Here is a 14,419-nt window from a genome sequence, read left to right on the forward strand (position 1 = left end):
TATTCAATAAAAACACTAACACTATGAAATTATATAAATATAGAGCTGAAATATATAGAGATTTGTTGACTCTTGTCAATAATCAAATATATGCGCCAACCGCACAAAATCTTAATGACCCAGCTGAGACCATAGTTAATGACAGTAAGATGTATGAAGTTTTTAACCTCATTGAGAAAAGTGGACTTTCTATAAATATAGCAAAAGATAATTATGCAAAGATAATAGCACAAGTAAGAACTGAATTAGGAATATTCTCTTTAAGCAAAACAGTCTTTAATGAATTATTATGGGCATATTATACTAATGGACATAAAGGTTTTTGTATTGAATATGATTTTGAACAGCTACAAAAGTCTTTATCAAATAGACAATTGCACGGTATTTTCAATGTTCAATATAAAAATGATACTCCAGAATTTTCAATGAATAACATAACTTACAATTTAGTAGATGATACACAATTTATAAAATGCTTAATCGCTACTAAATCAACGGCATGGGAACGCGAAGAAGAAATTAGAATAACTTTATATTCCTCTGGCTTATTGGGAATATCACCCGAATCCGTCACTGGGATATATTTTGGCCTTCGAATGGCTGAATCCGACAAAGAACTGGTAAAAAACTCTTTGAAAGGTCGAAATATAAAGTATTATCAAATGAAGCTAAAGCCTAATAGCTATCTATTAGAAGCTGAATTAATTAAATAGAGTACTAAAATTAAGATGGAGGGATAAGAAATGAATTATTATGTACTTTTAGGAATTATATCAGGTATAGTAACTATCATAAGTCTTTTTATACCTGAAAAATGGAGAACAAAAAAAACATTTCTTGCAGTCACGCTTATTGTTGTCATATTTATAAGTGGCTGGATAACAGATATGAATAGTAGATTAGACAGGGTGAAAAGTGTGCAAAAATCCGCAATGGTACTTATGGATAGACGTAATTCGGAATTTACGGACAAGGGATTTATACAAGCAAGCCTTTCTTTTATGGAAGAAAATAAAGATCTGTATCCTGATTCATATCAACGAGCAATTCAAATACAGGAGGGTATAAAAGACAAATGGTATTCAGGTGATATTAGTGATGCTGCATATGAAATGGAAGGGCTTATTTATGGTATAGCAATTTTAAACAGAGAAAAATGTAATGATTAAACCAGATGAACAAAAACCAATTTAATTAAACATGATTAAAGAATTTGCATTTTCGTATTCAGAACTAATAGTTGGTATTCTAGCCTTTATATCCACAATTTTAGGATTTATAATAAAAGCCCAACATGATAAAATTTTATCAATAAAAAATCAAATATCAGATAAAAAATACAATGTATACAATGAAATCTTTTCCATTTTCTTTGATATAATGAGAGAAGGAAAAGGCTTCACCAAAAGGCTAAACCCAATGACTTGCCAGACAGAATTATTAATGTAAAAAAGGATTTACTCATTTACGGAACCGATGAAATAATAAAGAAATTCACAGAGTGGAATGTGAATTGTAATAATCCAAATCAAATGTCTAACTTTCAAAACTATCTTGCTTTGTTCATTCTTATAAGAAAGAATATGGGACATAAAAAAAGTAAATTAACAGAAAAGGATATTTTAAGAATAATAATGGGCGATGATGATGAATACAAGAAATTCTTTGAATTGATGAAATAATATAAATAAAGCCGGAGTTTTATGCTCCGGCTTTATTATTTAGAGACCTACTATTATTTATAAATATACTCGTAAATCAAATCCGATTCTTCCGTTTTATATGAATAAGAAATATGGATTTTTTGCAATGTTCCATCTGCATTGTATGTATAATTTTTATAAGTTAAATCATTTGGAAACATAGACCATGATGTTGTTTTAGAAATTTTTCCGTTAGATAAGTACTCGTAAGTTATCCCTTGTTGTTTTGTCGATTTTCCTGTTTCCCCATTAGTCCAAGTATTACTTGTTAGATTTCCATGTGAATCATATTCATCAAGAGTAATACCAAATAGTGTTCCATCTTCAAGGTTGTATGATGTTTTTGTTACGTTGTTACCAGAGTATGTATAATCATTAATATAACCAAAATTACCACTTAACCAGTTTTCAACAACTGTTGATTTTACTAATTTTTTCATATTGTCATATTCATAAGTCCAGGTTTCATATAAATCTCCATCATCATCGTAGACTATCATTTTTGAAACAGAATCAATGGAATTATATGAATAGATATATTTATGGTCTAAAAGTGTTAGTGTGTAATCGTTTTTTTCTATCAAACGATTATTGGTGTCATACTTATATGTATATTCATGACTAATCCTTCCTTGTACTACTGGAATATAGTAATTCGTTTTTTTTCTTAAAAGATTTCCATTACAATCATAAAAATAGTTTTCATACATTTCGCCAAAGGAATCGGCAGAGCCAAATTTATATTTATGTTCTCTAACCATTATCTCGTGTAAATAACTATCTTTAGATTCATCGTCATCATCTTTTGAGCAAGAAGTAAATAGCAAAGTCATTGCAATGGAAAGTAAGAAGAAAATTTTTTTCATTTTTTTATGTTTTTATTTGTGGATAATTCTGCAAATTAAAACACTTATTTGCACATAGTCAAGTTTTTTCCTGTTTTTCTTTGATTTCAAACACATTTCCCTAAATATTCCTATAATAAAGCAATAGCGCACCTCGACTTTACGAGGTACGCATTTATATATGTTTTATGAATACAGCTGCCTATAGTATTCCATTTTGCCAATATCAAGATTCAGCAAACATACAACATCATTATATATTAAAATAAGCTGTTCTTTATTGTCGCAAAACTTTTCAAAATTTCTAATTTTCTCAATAAAATACTGAATACTGTTACAAACGAACAAAACCATAGTAGAAAGATCATCGGCTCGTGATTCATCTGATGCTTTTGAAAGTGCACGATCCGCAAACGTCATTTTAACCATATTGCCATCTTTGTCTTCTTTATACATCGGAATTTCCTGCCCCGATATATTCTTTAAAACATCTGTTATAGAGATTTTAGCTTGCGTCTGTAATGAAGCACATAATCCAGAAAGATGCTCTGCTTTGGTTTCTTGTACAATATCTCTCCAGTCATCCTGTACCAAGTCTGTAAGAATCGAATAACACTCCAAATCTTCATTTGACAAGTTCAGAGTCCGAATATTACCTTCGGTATCATAATCTTTATCATCTCCGCCATATTCTTTAATTGATTCAAGACGTTTTGAAGAAGCATAGTACTTCCAGTTCGAACCAAATTCTGTTTCATACTCATTGAGAAGATTCTTCCAGAAGTTCAATTTCTCAATAACACCATGCAAGTACATTTCCCAAAGACAACTTTCATAAAACATTTTCGCTACATATTCATCTTCTTCCTTTTTTTCAAATGTAGATGGTGCTGACATCATTCTAACAATATCCAGTTTATGCAGAACTTGATTAAACAAGTCGGCAAGATGACTGTCATCCTTTATACAAGAAAACAGTTCATAAAAACATTCCTTTGCCATATTTTAGTTTTTCATTTTTTCTAATAATTCTATTCTTTTCATTAACTCTCTGTTTATAGATGCTAAGTTAGCGTTTTCTGCTTTAAGTTCAGCCATTGCCTTATTCAAACTTACATTTGAGGATTTATAAACAGCTATTTTCTTATCCGCCCACTCTGCTATCATTTTAGTCGTTGGCTGTGTCACCAATTCACACATATCTGTCATAACATTAAGAGAACGTTTCAAATTCACTAGATCAACTTCATATTGCTCTCTTAATTGCTTCTCACGCTTATAATCACGGATGCAGTATTTCAATAGTACTGCATCCGGAATATCATTTACATTTATCTTATCCATTACTTTACTGCTCGATTAAAGGCAGGATCTCATTCTTTCTTAGTTCCTCATAAAGAAACAGTCTTCCTTTCTGTGTCCATTCAGTATTAAGGCTTACATCTGGATTCCCATCTCTATGAGTGAAATTATGAGTAGCACTATGAACATACCCCTTATTTATGTACTGACTATATAGCATCCATTGGTTGCGAACCTTGTGTTGTATCCCTAAATCACGAAGCAAAGCATTAAATTTTCTTGCGGTCATTCCATAGTCTTGCGCTATCTGAGTAACCAGTACAGTAGACTTACTTTGAAGTATTATCCTTGTGTACTCTGATTCTTTTTCAAGTTCTATTATTTGAGCGTCTTTATCCGCTATTACTTCATCCTTTAATACAAGTTCTTTTTGCTGTTCTTCTATTCTCATTTGCTGTTGCGCTGCAAGCATGAGAGCTTCACTGAAAGATTGGGGAACCTGGAGAGAATAACTGCCGGTATTAATAACAGTAGGTACAAGATCATCAAATATCCAACTTTCAAATTCTTCGGCTTTAGGTAATTGGCTTTTCGCAATTAGACGGTAAATATTGCCTTCACTGATAAATCTCATATCAAAGTTTTGTATTGCTGGAGTACCATCACCCTTTATGCCTGTCTGTACCCCTACTGAACGAATCGTTACCCCGGCTGATTTACAATGATCTTTGATTGCTTTTTGGGAATTTAAATACCCAAGCGAAATCGCAATGTCAGTTGCGCAAAACTACGGCTTGCCGTTATCCACAAACATACGTACATTTCCGAACAACGGATGATTATACGCTTTGATTTCACTTGTGTGATTTACATTTGATGTATTCACACTATTGCAGGCAGGAAATTTTTCACTAACTTTGCTGCTGTAATTAGATACATTCATACTTATAACGGTATTAATGTTAATAAACTATCTTCAATAGCGGTTCAGTCAATTCCACTATTGAAGATTTTTTTTTGACTGAATTTGTAGCAAGCAGGGATTCGAAAATTCAAGCCTTTTATTCATGACGTTCGCATCCTTCCGGTAAGCGACTTTACCGTTATCGAATTCTGCAATATCATCTAACAGAAACTCTGTTTTTATGTAGGCACGTTCTTTCTTTTGGGAAATGCAGACTAAGATGGGAAGCCTACCATCATGTTCCTTAATGGAACTTAAAATTGTTAATCTGATTGTTGCCATAGTCGAATAATCAAAACACAATTCTACTATACAATTTTGTGCAAATATATACGCAGATTTATGTTTTTTTATTCGGAATTGAATTTTCAAAAAAGAGAAACGCTGATTAAACAATTAATAATCAGCGTTTTACTTGAGAGCCGCTAGCCAGACTTGAACTGGCGACCTACGCGTTACGAATGCGTTGCTCTACCAACTGAGCTATAGCGGCATTTGTCTCTCGTTTACGGCGTGCAAAATTACAGCTTTATTTGAAACTACAAAAAGAATCCGCCTATTTTTTGAGCTATTTTTATAACAACTTTTGTTTTCGATACTTTTTGTCCCAATAATCAATGATAATTCCGCCTGTGAATAAATTATAAAGTGTTGCATGGTATGACAAAATATATACTAACTTTACCGCATGAAAAAGAAATTCCAACTCGAAGTTCCGGGAGAGGCCGACAAAATCTTACTTCATACTTGTTGCGCTCCTTGTTCGTCAGCTATCATCGAATGTCTGATGCAACACAATATAACCCCTGTCATTTACTATTGCAATCCCAATATTTTCCCACAGGAAGAATACAACATAAGAAAAGATGAATGCACCCGTTATACGCAATCATTAGGACTGGAAATTGTAGACGCCGACTATGACCACGAAGCCTGGCGCTGCCAAATGGCAGGAATGGAACAGGAACCCGAAAGAGGAGGACGTTGCCTGCGTTGCTTCAAGAGCCGCTTGTTGGAAACCGCCCGTTATGCCCACGAGCATGGTTTCTCCGTAATTACCACCACCCTTGCTTCCAGCCGTTGGAAAAGCCTGGAACAGATAAATGAAGCCGGACGATATGCCATGACACATTATCCTGATGTCACATATTGGGAACAGAATTGGCGTAAAGGCGGATTAAGTGAACGACGCATCGCAATCATCAAAGAATATAATTTTTACAATCAACAATATTGCGGTTGCGAATTCAGCATGAGAAAAGAAGAATAAAAACAACCCCATTACCACCTGCAAACCAATGAATCGAAAAAAGAAAGGCAAAAACAGAAAATTATTCAAAAAAGAATCACGTTCCAATTATAAATTGGGATGTATTATCACCATCATTATACTTATACCTATTCTTTACGGCGTTTATTTATATTGTCAGGGCATTGATACTTCTCAAAAAGAAAAGCCACAGACCAGCACATCATTTCAAACTTCATCTGACAAAAAGCAGGAGAACAAGAAGCCGGAAGATAAAAAAAAGAAAGGTACGAAACCGGAGAACAATAAGTCGGGAGGTAAAAATCTGACAATTAAAGAGTTGGAAATACCGGTGTCACTCACCCGACGTCAAGAACAGATCATCCATCACACCGGATACACTGTTTCTTACAATAAAGATTTAAAACTCCCCAATTGGGTTTCATACGAATTGACTCGTAAAGAAACAAAGGGAAAGGAGAAAAGAAGTAACCGTTTTATTACCGACCCGCAGGTCAGAGGCTTGATAGCAACCAATACAGACTATGCACATTCGGGATACGACAAAGGACACATGGCACCGGCTGCAGATATGAAATGGAGTCCGCAAGCTATGAAAGAATCATTTTACTTCAGCAATATGTGTCCGCAACACCCGCAATTAAACAGAAGAGGTTGGAAAAATCTGGAAGAGAAAATCCGGGATTGGGCGATAGCAGACAGCGCCATTATCATTATATGCGGACCTATTATAACCGGACAACCCAAAACGATCGGAAAAAATAAAGTTGTAGTGCCCCAAAAGTTTTTCAAGGTAATCCTCTCCCCTTTCGTAAAGCCTATGCGGGCTATCGGTTTCTTATTCAACAATAAACAGTCAGTAGAGCCACTTTCTACATACGCAGTGACAATAGATAGCATTGAACATCTTACAAACATGGATTTCTTTGCGGCCCTTCCCGATGAAATAGAAAACAAGATAGAAGCAGAAGCTGATTATTTCCAATGGCCGAATTAATCAGAAATACCGTATTATATCTTAAAATCATGCAGTGAACCGATTGATTTCTTCTTTACCAATAAATAAAATCCGGTGGTATATTAATAAAACCTTGCGGCATATTAATAAAACCTGCCGAGATATTAAGCTGTTACTGTTGAGCAACCAGCGTGATACTGTTGTGCAACCTGTCAATTGCACTTGTCCTTCTCCACTGTTGTTCAACTGTAACCCAATAGAACAGTATTAATAGCTATAAAATCATATAAGTAACTCAGTGACAAAGCATTGCAGAAAAAAATGCATTTTTTGTTCTCAAAAAGCTAAAAACATCTAGACGTTTTTTGTGAACTTATCTTAATTTAGCCCTATTTTTACCCATAAACATCTAATTATCAGCGATGTGACATTTTTGTTTTTCCGGGTATAATACTTAATATAAAGACAAAAATGTTGCAGAAGAAAGATTCATCTCAGAAAGAAACCACTCCTATTCAAATTCTTCTTATCTTTGACGCTGCAAAAATAACGTCTCATAAGATGAAGAAAAAAAAGAGAACTATTTTATTATCCATTCTGATTGGAACATTTTTACTTTGCGCTATTGCAGGAGGGACTATTTATTACTACCTGTTTGCTCCCCAATTCCATCCGTCCAAAACCGTATACATTTACGTAGACCGGGACGATACGGCCGATTCTATTACCAATAAAATAAAAAAGTTCGGATATGTCAACAAACTCGCCGGATTCCATTGGATGGCCAAATACAAAAATCTCGAACAGAATATACACACGGGACGTTATGCCATCCGTCCGAACGACAATGTATACCATGTATACAGCCGTTTTTCCAGAGGTTACCAAGAGCCGATGAATCTCACAGTCGGAAGTGTCCGTACTTTAGAACGACTGGCACGAAGTATGGGCAAACAGTTAATGATCGATTCTGCCGAGATTGCCCGCCGGTTGTTTGATTCCATCGTTCAAGCCCGACTAGGATACACAGAAGCAACCTTGCCCGGTCTTTTCATTCCCGAAACCTACCAAGTATACTGGGATATGAGTGCGGATGAATTAATCGAACGTATGAGAAAGGAACATGAACGTTTCTGGAACAAAGAACGGTTGGCACAAGCCACTGCGATCGGTATGACACCGGAAGAAGTCAGCACACTTGCTTCCATCGTTGAAGAAGAGACCAATAATAATGAAGAAAAGCCAATGGTAGCCGGATTATACATCAACCGCCTGCACAAAGATATGCCCCTGCAAGCAGACCCGACAATCAAATTTGCCCTACAGGATTTTGGTCTGCGACGTATTACGAACGAGCATTTGAAAATCGATTCGCCATATAACACATATATAAATACCGGATTACCTCCCGGACCTATCCGTATCCCCTCTAAAAAAGGGATAGACAGTGTATTGAATTATACCAAGCACAACTATATTTATATGTGTGCCAAAGAGGACTTTTCCGGGACTCACAATTTCGCATCCAATTATGCCGAACACATGGCAAATGCAAGAAAATATTGGAAAGCACTGAATGAAAGAAAGATTTTCAAGTAAATTTGTGATAAAACGAACTGAAAAGCCTATCTTTGCCCGATAGAATAACAAACTGTGATCAACACTAAATAAAAAGAAATATATGAGCAAGCAACTCTTACTTGGCGATGAAGCCATTGCACAAGCTGCATTGGATGCCGGACTCTCAGGTGTTTATGCCTATCCCGGTACTCCTTCAACTGAGATTACGGAATATATTCAGATGGCCCCGATAACGACCGAACGGAATATACATAACCGTTGGTGTGCCAACGAAAAAACAGCGATGGAGGCTGCTTTAGGTATGTCTTTCGTCGGCAAGCGGGCCTTAGTCTGCATGAAGCATGTAGGTATGAATGTGGCCGCCGACTGTTTTGTCAACTCTGCCATCACCGGCGTGAAAGGCGGACTGATTGTGATAGCGGCAGACGATCCTAGTATGCACTCCTCACAGAACGAGCAAGACAGCCGTTTCTACGGAGATTTCTCCCTCATCCCTATGTACGAACCCAGCAATCAGCAGGAAGCGTATGACATGGTGTACAGCGGTTTTGAATTCTCCGAGAAAATGGGAGAACCTATTTTAATGCGTATGGTAACCCGTCTTGCGCATTCCCGTTCCGGAGTAGAACGCAAGGAACAGAAACCACAGAATGAAATATCATTCAGCAACGACCCGCGTCAATTCATCCTGTTGCCGGGAAATGCCCGCAAACGCTATAAAGTATTACTTTCACGTCAAGATGAGTTCATAAAGGCCTCCGAAGAATCACCGTACAACAAATATACAGATGGTCCTAACAAGAAACTAGGAATCATCGCATGTGGTATCGGCTACAATTACCTGATGGAAAACTACCCCGAAGGCTGTGAATATCCGGTACTCAAAATCGGACAATATCCACTGCCGAAAAAGCAACTCCATCAGTTGGTAGAGTCTTGCGATGAGATTCTTGTTTTGGAAGACGGTCAACCTTTTGTAGAAAAACAACTGAAAGGTTATCTGGGTATTGGTATAAAGGTAAAAGGACGTTTAGACGGCACTTTGTCGCAAGACGGAGAACTGAATCCTGACTCGGTAGCCCGTGCGGTAGGCAAAGAGAACAAATCCGAATTTGGCATTCCGTCTGTGGTAGAGATGCGTCCGCCCGCACTTTGTGAAGGTTGCGGCCATCGCGATATGTATACCACATTGACTGAAGTGCTCAAAGAGGAATATCCCGCCCATAAAGTATTCAGTGACATCGGCTGTTATACACTGGGAGCAAATGCGCCATTCAATGCTATCAACTCATGCGTAGATATGGGTGCTTCTATCACTATGGCAAAAGGTGCAGCCGACGGAGGCCTGTTTCCGGCCGTAGCCGTTATCGGCGACTCCACATTCACTCATTCGGGTATGACGGGATTATTAGACTGCGTAAATGAAAACGCCAATGTGACAATTGTAATATCCGACAACGAGACTACCGCTATGACAGGCGGGCAAGATTCTGCAGGAACCGGACGTATCGAAGCAATCTGTGCAGGTCTCGGTGTAGAGCCCGCCCATATCAGAGTGGTTGTTCCTTTGAAGAAGAATTACGAAGAGATGAAACAGATCATACGCGAAGAAATCGAATATCGTGGCGTATCTGTCATTATTCCACGCAGAGAGTGTATCCAGACATTAGCACGTAAAAAAAGAAGCAAGTAAACCATGAAAAAAGATATTATATTATCAGGAGTAGGCGGACAGGGTATTTTGTCCATTGCTACCGTAATCGGTAAAGCCGCTTTAAAGGAAGGACTTTATATGAAACAAGCAGAAGTGCACGGAATGAGCCAGCGCGGAGGAGACGTTCAATCCAACCTCCGCATCAGCGATCAGCCGATTGCTTCCGATTTGATTCCTTCCGGCAAATGTGATCTTATTATCTCACTGGAACCTATGGAAGGCCTTCGATATCTTCCTTACCTTAGCTCTGAAGGGTGGCTGGTAACTAATGAAACTCCTTTTGTCAATATTCCCAACTATCCGGAAACGGACAAAGTAATGGCAGAAATCAACAAACTACCTCATAAGATAGTATTGAATGTAGATAAAGTTGCCAAAGAAGCCGGTTCCGCACGGGTAGCCAATATCGTCCTGTTGGGAGCAACAATTCCATTTCTTGGCATTGACTACGCAAAAGTGCAGGACAGCATTCGTGAGATTTTCCAACGTAAAGGGGAAGCAATTGTAGAAATGAATCTTAAAGCATTGGCTGCCGGCAAGGAAATTGCGGAAAAGCTTATGTAATAATAGAGACTGCCATGAGTACACAATACTGGGAAGAAGAAATAGAAACCATGAGTCGGGAGAAGTTGCAGGAATTGCAGCTTCAACGCTTGAAGAAAACAATCAGTATCGCTGCAAACGCTCCATACTACAAGGAGGTTTTCAGTAAACATGGTATCACCTCAGACAGCATACAATCGCTGGATGATATCCGTAAAGTACCGTTCACGACCAAAGCCGATATGCGTGCCCACTACCCTTTCGGACTGGTGGCGGGAGATATGAGGAATGATGGTGTGCGTATTCACTCTTCCAGTGGTACTACCGGAAATCCGACAGTTATCGTTCACTCACAACACGACCTTGATTCTTGGGCAAATCTGGTAGCCCGCTGCCTATATACGGTAGGAATCCGTAAAACAGATGTTTTTCAGAATAGTTCAGGATATGGAATGTTTACAGGAGGACTAGGGTTCCAATATGGCGCCGAACGTCTGGGCTGTCTTACCGTTCCTGCCGCAGCCGGTAACAGCAAGCGGCAGATTAAATTCATCAATGACTTTAAGACAACCGCTCTGCATGCCATACCAAGCTATGCCATTCGTCTTGCAGAGGTCTTTCAGGAAGAAGGACTAGACCCAAGAGGCACCACACTGAAAACTTTGGTAATCGGTGCAGAGCCCCATACAGATGAACAACGTCGGAAAATAGAGCGGATGTTGGGTGTGAAAGCATACAACAGTTTCGGTATGACGGAAATGAACGGTCCCGGTGTTGCTTTCGAATGTCTGGAACAGAACGGAATGCACTTTTGGGAGGATTGCTACTTAGTAGAAATCATTGATCCAGAAACAGGCGAACCTGTTCCTGAAGGAGAAACCGGAGAATTAGTACTCACTACCCTTGATCGGGAAATGATGCCGCTCATCCGTTATCGTACCCGCGACTTAACCCGTATTCTTCCGGGAAAATGCCCTTGCGGTCGTACACATATCCGTATTGACCGGATTAAAGGACGTAGTGACGATATGTTTATCATCAAGGGAGTCAATATTTTCCCGATGCAGGTAGAGAAAATCCTGGTACAATTCCCCGAATTGGGCAGCAACTATTTAATTACGCTGGAAACAATCAATAATCAGGATGAAATGATTGTTGAAGTGGAACTGAGCGATCTTTCTACCGACAATTATATTGAATTGGAGAAAATACGCAAGGATATTACCCGTCAACTGAAAGACGAAATCCTGGTTACTCCCAAAGTAAAACTGGTTAAGAAAGGTTCTCTACCTCAAAGCGAGGGGAAAGCCGTTCGCGTGAAAGATTTAAGAGATAACAAGTAAGACTAAAATAGTTCATGTGCTAATATGCCGTCCTTTGTTTCATCATCCGGAATGGCATATTAGCACATTATTAATTAATATCAGATTATATGCAATTACTCAAAAAAAGAATTCTGCAAGATGGAAAATGTTACGAAGGAGGTATTCTGAAAGTGGATAGTTTTATCAACCACCAGATGGATCCTGTTCTGATGAAATCAATCGGAGTCGAATTTGTCCGCCGTTTTGCAGCCACAAACGTAAATAAAATCATGACAATAGAAGCCAGTGGCATTGCTCCGGCTATCATGACAGGTTACCTGATGGATTTGCCTGTTGTATTTGCCAAAAAGAAATCTCCCAAAACGATTCAGAATGCACTAAGTACCACCGTCCACTCGTTTACAAAAGACCGTGATTACGAAGTTGTTATCAGCTCCGATTTTCTGACTCCAAATGACAACATACTTTTTGTAGATGACTTCCTTGCATACGGAAATGCGGCATTAGGTGTTCTTGATCTCATTAAGCAGTCCGGAGCAAATCTGGTAGGAATGGGATTCATCATTGAAAAAGCATTCCAAAACGGACGCAAAGTGCTGGAAGAGCAGGGTGTCAGAGTAGAAAGCCTTGCAATCATCGAAGACCTATCTCATTGCAGCATTAAAATCAAAGATCAATAGCCGGAATTGGGATTGAAATACTGCCCCTTCCCTTTTGTTCTTTTCCCATATTGCACCGCTTGCCGGGGACATACATGGTAACATGCCAGGCATGAGGTGCAATTCATTCCCCAGACCGGCCTCCCTTCTGACATAGTAATATTCTCCATCGGACAATTCTTCTCACAACGCCTACATCCGATACAGTCATCTGTTACATAGAAATGCTTAGGTGACATTTGGAAACGATTGAATAAAGGATTGATTATTCTCGTTTTGATAAAAGGAATACTGCCTTCGTGGCAGGAAAACAAGTGTTCTCTTTTACTGATCAAAGTATTTATCCTTTTAAGTTCCGCGACGCTCTCTGCCAACTTCTTCCTCTCTAGTTCCTCGCTATCCACATCAAATCCCGGAAGCAATACATAATTGTTAGGCATGGTGACTGAAAAGCCGGCATGACATTCCCATCCCTTATGCCTGAACGCTTTCGTCAGAACCTGTTGAGTCAGGCCGGTATCATCTCCACAAGAACATACAAAGAACAAATACTGGCCTCTGTACCCCTTCAGTGATAGTTTTTGAATAAAGCTTAATACAATCTCAGGAGGCGCCCACGAGTAAATAGGAAACACGAATCCGATCGTCTCTTCCTCTTTGAGACAAAACTCCAACACTCCACTCCTCAATGCATCGGGAATGAAAACTAAATCCTCTTTTTGTTCCTTAGACAGCTGATTAGCGATCCACTTTGAATTACCTGTACCTGAGAAATAAAATATCATAGAAAAGTATATAAGAAAGCCGTACCGACGATGTGATGAAACTCTGATAGAACAAGATTTGAGCGCTCGCCCTCTTTGTAATCCACCGGCTTAAAGCTGTCCCGAAGGATGTGGCCCGCCATTGAAGAACGAAGCTTTCTCGGTGCATCAGATTAATTTGAAGAGTTTCCCGATCCAGTCGATACGGCTAATATTTTTGTATCACAAATGTAATAAGAATCCTTGATATTAGCAAGAAAAAAAAGGATTTTGTTTACCTACTAACATTTTTTTTATTCTGTTTTCACTGTCGTGCAAAGAAAAAGTGCCAGTTACTAGCCTAGCAACTGACACTTTGTAATTCATAAACTGTTGAGTTTTAAGCAGCTTTTGCTTTAGCAACCACAGCTTTGAAAGCTTCCGGGTGATTCATAGCTAAATCAGCCAAAACCTTACGATTTATTTCAATACCGGCTTTGTGCAGACCGCCCATCAATTTAGAATAAGACATTCCTTCAAGACGTGCTGCTGCATTGATACGCTGTATCCAAAGAGCGCGGAAGTTTCTTTTCTTATTTCTACGGTCACGGAACGCGTAAGTCAAACCCTTTTCCCAAGTGTTTTTAGCTACGGTCCATACATTCTTTCTTGCACCAAAGTAACCTCTGGTTAATTTCAAAATTTTCTTTCTTCTTGCTTTTGAAGCAACATGATTTACTGATCTTGGCATAGTTTTACTTTTTTTGAATGTTAGCGCCGCTACTTCACGCAGCGAACTTCAGGCTAATGCA

Annotated in this window: 18 protein-coding genes, 1 tRNA gene and 1 pseudogene; 11 read left to right on the forward strand and 9 right to left on the reverse strand. The window is 38.4% G+C overall.

From position 1 onward, the window contains the following. Positions 1-23: 23 nt before the first annotated feature. Genes ACNOGP_RS17160 through ACNOGP_RS17175 form a run of 4 tightly spaced genes read left to right on the forward strand, consistent with a single transcriptional unit; the run spans position 24 to position 1,682 of the window. Positions 24-713: a DUF2971 domain-containing protein gene (locus tag ACNOGP_RS17160; protein WP_418213307.1), complete on the forward strand. Its 690-nt coding sequence runs from the start codon at positions 24-26 to the stop codon at positions 711-713. 30 nt (positions 714-743) lie between these two features. Continuing rightward, positions 744-1,169, forward strand: coding sequence for a hypothetical protein (locus tag ACNOGP_RS17165; RefSeq protein WP_418213308.1), 426 nt, complete (start codon positions 744-746; stop codon positions 1,167-1,169). A gap of 31 nt (positions 1,170-1,200) precedes the next feature. After that, a complete protein-coding gene (locus tag ACNOGP_RS17170) occupies positions 1,201-1,449 on the forward strand; it encodes a hypothetical protein (RefSeq protein ID WP_418213309.1) in 249 nt (82 codons plus the stop codon). Continuing rightward, positions 1,425-1,682: a hypothetical protein gene (locus tag ACNOGP_RS17175; protein WP_418213310.1), complete on the forward strand. Its 258-nt coding sequence runs from the start codon at positions 1,425-1,427 to the stop codon at positions 1,680-1,682. Before ACNOGP_RS17170 ends, ACNOGP_RS17175 begins: the two co-directional genes overlap by 25 nt. A 53-nt stretch (positions 1,683-1,735) precedes the next feature. Here the strand turns inward: ACNOGP_RS17175 and ACNOGP_RS17180 are convergent, their stop codons facing one another. From ACNOGP_RS17180 to ACNOGP_RS17210, 7 genes and pseudogenes are all read right to left on the reverse strand, one after another. Continuing rightward, positions 1,736-2,569 (reverse strand): hypothetical protein, encoded by an 834-nt coding sequence (locus tag ACNOGP_RS17180; RefSeq protein ID WP_418213311.1) that lies wholly within the window; start codon positions 2,567-2,569, stop codon positions 1,736-1,738. Between the two features lie 165 nt (positions 2,570-2,734). After that, the gene (locus ACNOGP_RS17185; protein WP_418213312.1) at positions 2,735-3,550 is read right to left on the reverse strand and encodes a hypothetical protein; all 816 of its coding nucleotides are present in this window, start codon (positions 3,548-3,550) and stop codon (positions 2,735-2,737) included. Between the two features lie 3 nt (positions 3,551-3,553). Further along, positions 3,554-3,892, reverse strand: a complete 339-nt coding sequence (locus ACNOGP_RS17190; RefSeq protein ID WP_418213313.1) for a hypothetical protein — start codon at positions 3,890-3,892, stop codon at positions 3,554-3,556. 4 nt (positions 3,893-3,896) lie between these two features. Continuing rightward, the gene (locus tag ACNOGP_RS17195) at positions 3,897-4,322 is read right to left on the reverse strand and encodes a phage antirepressor KilAC domain-containing protein (protein ID WP_418214774.1); all 426 of its coding nucleotides are present in this window, start codon (positions 4,320-4,322) and stop codon (positions 3,897-3,899) included. A 72-nt stretch (positions 4,323-4,394) separates the two neighbouring features. Then, a pseudogene (locus tag ACNOGP_RS17200) lies at positions 4,395-4,625 on the reverse strand (Bro-N domain-containing protein); the annotation flags it as partial. Between the two features lie 12 nt (positions 4,626-4,637). Continuing rightward, positions 4,638-4,793 (reverse strand): hypothetical protein, encoded by a 156-nt coding sequence (locus ACNOGP_RS17205; protein ID WP_418213314.1) that lies wholly within the window; start codon positions 4,791-4,793, stop codon positions 4,638-4,640. Positions 4,794-5,234: 441 nt separating this feature from the next. Beyond that, a tRNA-Thr gene (locus tag ACNOGP_RS17210) sits at positions 5,235-5,307 on the reverse strand. A 195-nt stretch (positions 5,308-5,502) separates the two neighbouring features. Between ACNOGP_RS17210 and ACNOGP_RS17215 the strand changes: the two genes are divergently transcribed. From ACNOGP_RS17215 to xpt, 7 genes are all read left to right on the forward strand, one after another. After that, positions 5,503-6,084, forward strand: a complete 582-nt coding sequence (locus ACNOGP_RS17215) for an epoxyqueuosine reductase QueH (RefSeq protein ID WP_418213315.1) — start codon at positions 5,503-5,505, stop codon at positions 6,082-6,084. 28 nt (positions 6,085-6,112) lie between these two features. After that, positions 6,113-7,081: a DNA/RNA non-specific endonuclease gene (locus tag ACNOGP_RS17220; protein ID WP_418213316.1), complete on the forward strand. Its 969-nt coding sequence runs from the start codon at positions 6,113-6,115 to the stop codon at positions 7,079-7,081. Positions 7,082-7,603: 522 nt separating this feature from the next. Then, a complete protein-coding gene (mltG, locus tag ACNOGP_RS17225) occupies positions 7,604-8,641 on the forward strand; it encodes an endolytic transglycosylase MltG (protein ID WP_418213317.1) in 1,038 nt (345 codons plus the stop codon). Positions 8,642-8,723: 82 nt separating this feature from the next. Next, positions 8,724-10,316, forward strand: coding sequence for a thiamine pyrophosphate-dependent enzyme (locus ACNOGP_RS17230; protein ID WP_195475639.1), 1,593 nt, complete (start codon positions 8,724-8,726; stop codon positions 10,314-10,316). A 3-nt stretch (positions 10,317-10,319) separates the two neighbouring features. Beyond that, positions 10,320-10,901 (forward strand): indolepyruvate oxidoreductase subunit beta, encoded by a 582-nt coding sequence (locus ACNOGP_RS17235; RefSeq protein ID WP_143864632.1) that lies wholly within the window; start codon positions 10,320-10,322, stop codon positions 10,899-10,901. A 14-nt stretch (positions 10,902-10,915) separates the two neighbouring features. Then, a complete protein-coding gene (locus tag ACNOGP_RS17240) occupies positions 10,916-12,223 on the forward strand; it encodes a phenylacetate--CoA ligase (protein WP_007759373.1) in 1,308 nt (435 codons plus the stop codon). Between the two features lie 89 nt (positions 12,224-12,312). Beyond that, positions 12,313-12,885: a xanthine phosphoribosyltransferase gene (gene xpt / locus ACNOGP_RS17245; protein ID WP_007753774.1), complete on the forward strand. Its 573-nt coding sequence runs from the start codon at positions 12,313-12,315 to the stop codon at positions 12,883-12,885. Here the strand turns inward: xpt and ACNOGP_RS17250 are convergent. Beyond that, the gene (locus ACNOGP_RS17250; protein ID WP_270539160.1) at positions 12,879-13,649 is read right to left on the reverse strand and encodes an EFR1 family ferrodoxin; all 771 of its coding nucleotides are present in this window, start codon (positions 13,647-13,649) and stop codon (positions 12,879-12,881) included. The two genes, xpt and ACNOGP_RS17250, sit on opposite strands and share 7 nt — an antisense overlap. A 358-nt stretch (positions 13,650-14,007) precedes the next feature. Beyond that, complete coding sequence (gene rplT, locus ACNOGP_RS17255; RefSeq protein WP_004297540.1) at positions 14,008-14,358, reverse strand: 50S ribosomal protein L20; 351 nt, start codon at positions 14,356-14,358, stop codon at positions 14,008-14,010. Positions 14,359-14,419 lie beyond the last annotated feature (61 nt).

Origin of the sequence: Bacteroides difficilis (assembly GCF_048319815.1) — a bacterium.
GTDB lineage: Bacteria > Bacteroidota > Bacteroidia > Bacteroidales > Bacteroidaceae > Bacteroides > Bacteroides zhangwenhongii.

What these genes read in the sequence shown, in the direction of transcription:
- ACNOGP_RS17160 (WP_418213307.1), top strand. Translation starts at nt 24, where the DNA reads ATGAAATTATATAAATATAGAGCTGAAATATATAGAGATTTGTTGACT.
- ACNOGP_RS17165 (WP_418213308.1), top strand. Translation starts at nt 744, where the DNA reads ATGAATTATTATGTACTTTTAGGAATTATATCAGGTATAGTAACTATC.
- ACNOGP_RS17170 (WP_418213309.1), top strand. Translation starts at nt 1,201, where the DNA reads ATGATTAAAGAATTTGCATTTTCGTATTCAGAACTAATAGTTGGTATT.
- ACNOGP_RS17180 (WP_418213311.1), bottom strand. Translation starts at nt 2,569, where the DNA reads ATGAAAAAAATTTTCTTCTTACTTTCCATTGCAATGACTTTGCTATTT.
- ACNOGP_RS17185 (WP_418213312.1), bottom strand. Translation starts at nt 3,550, where the DNA reads ATGGCAAAGGAATGTTTTTATGAACTGTTTTCTTGTATAAAGGATGAC.
- ACNOGP_RS17190 (WP_418213313.1), bottom strand. Translation starts at nt 3,892, where the DNA reads ATGGATAAGATAAATGTAAATGATATTCCGGATGCAGTACTATTGAAA.
- ACNOGP_RS17195 (WP_418214774.1), bottom strand. Translation starts at nt 4,322, where the DNA reads ATGCTTGCAGCGCAACAGCAAATGAGAATAGAAGAACAGCAAAAAGAA.
- ACNOGP_RS17205 (WP_418213314.1), bottom strand. Translation starts at nt 4,793, where the DNA reads ATGAATGTATCTAATTACAGCAGCAAAGTTAGTGAAAAATTTCCTGCC.
- ACNOGP_RS17215 (WP_418213315.1), top strand. Translation starts at nt 5,503, where the DNA reads ATGAAAAAGAAATTCCAACTCGAAGTTCCGGGAGAGGCCGACAAAATC.
- ACNOGP_RS17220 (WP_418213316.1), top strand. Translation starts at nt 6,113, where the DNA reads ATGAATCGAAAAAAGAAAGGCAAAAACAGAAAATTATTCAAAAAAGAA.
- mltG (WP_418213317.1), top strand. Translation starts at nt 7,604, where the DNA reads ATGAAGAAAAAAAAGAGAACTATTTTATTATCCATTCTGATTGGAACA.
- ACNOGP_RS17230 (WP_195475639.1), top strand. Translation starts at nt 8,724, where the DNA reads ATGAGCAAGCAACTCTTACTTGGCGATGAAGCCATTGCACAAGCTGCA.
- ACNOGP_RS17235 (WP_143864632.1), top strand. Translation starts at nt 10,320, where the DNA reads ATGAAAAAAGATATTATATTATCAGGAGTAGGCGGACAGGGTATTTTG.
- ACNOGP_RS17240 (WP_007759373.1), top strand. Translation starts at nt 10,916, where the DNA reads ATGAGTACACAATACTGGGAAGAAGAAATAGAAACCATGAGTCGGGAG.
- xpt (WP_007753774.1), top strand. Translation starts at nt 12,313, where the DNA reads ATGCAATTACTCAAAAAAAGAATTCTGCAAGATGGAAAATGTTACGAA.
- ACNOGP_RS17250 (WP_270539160.1), bottom strand. Translation starts at nt 13,649, where the DNA reads ATGATATTTTATTTCTCAGGTACAGGTAATTCAAAGTGGATCGCTAAT.
- rplT (WP_004297540.1), bottom strand. Translation starts at nt 14,358, where the DNA reads ATGCCAAGATCAGTAAATCATGTTGCTTCAAAAGCAAGAAGAAAGAAA.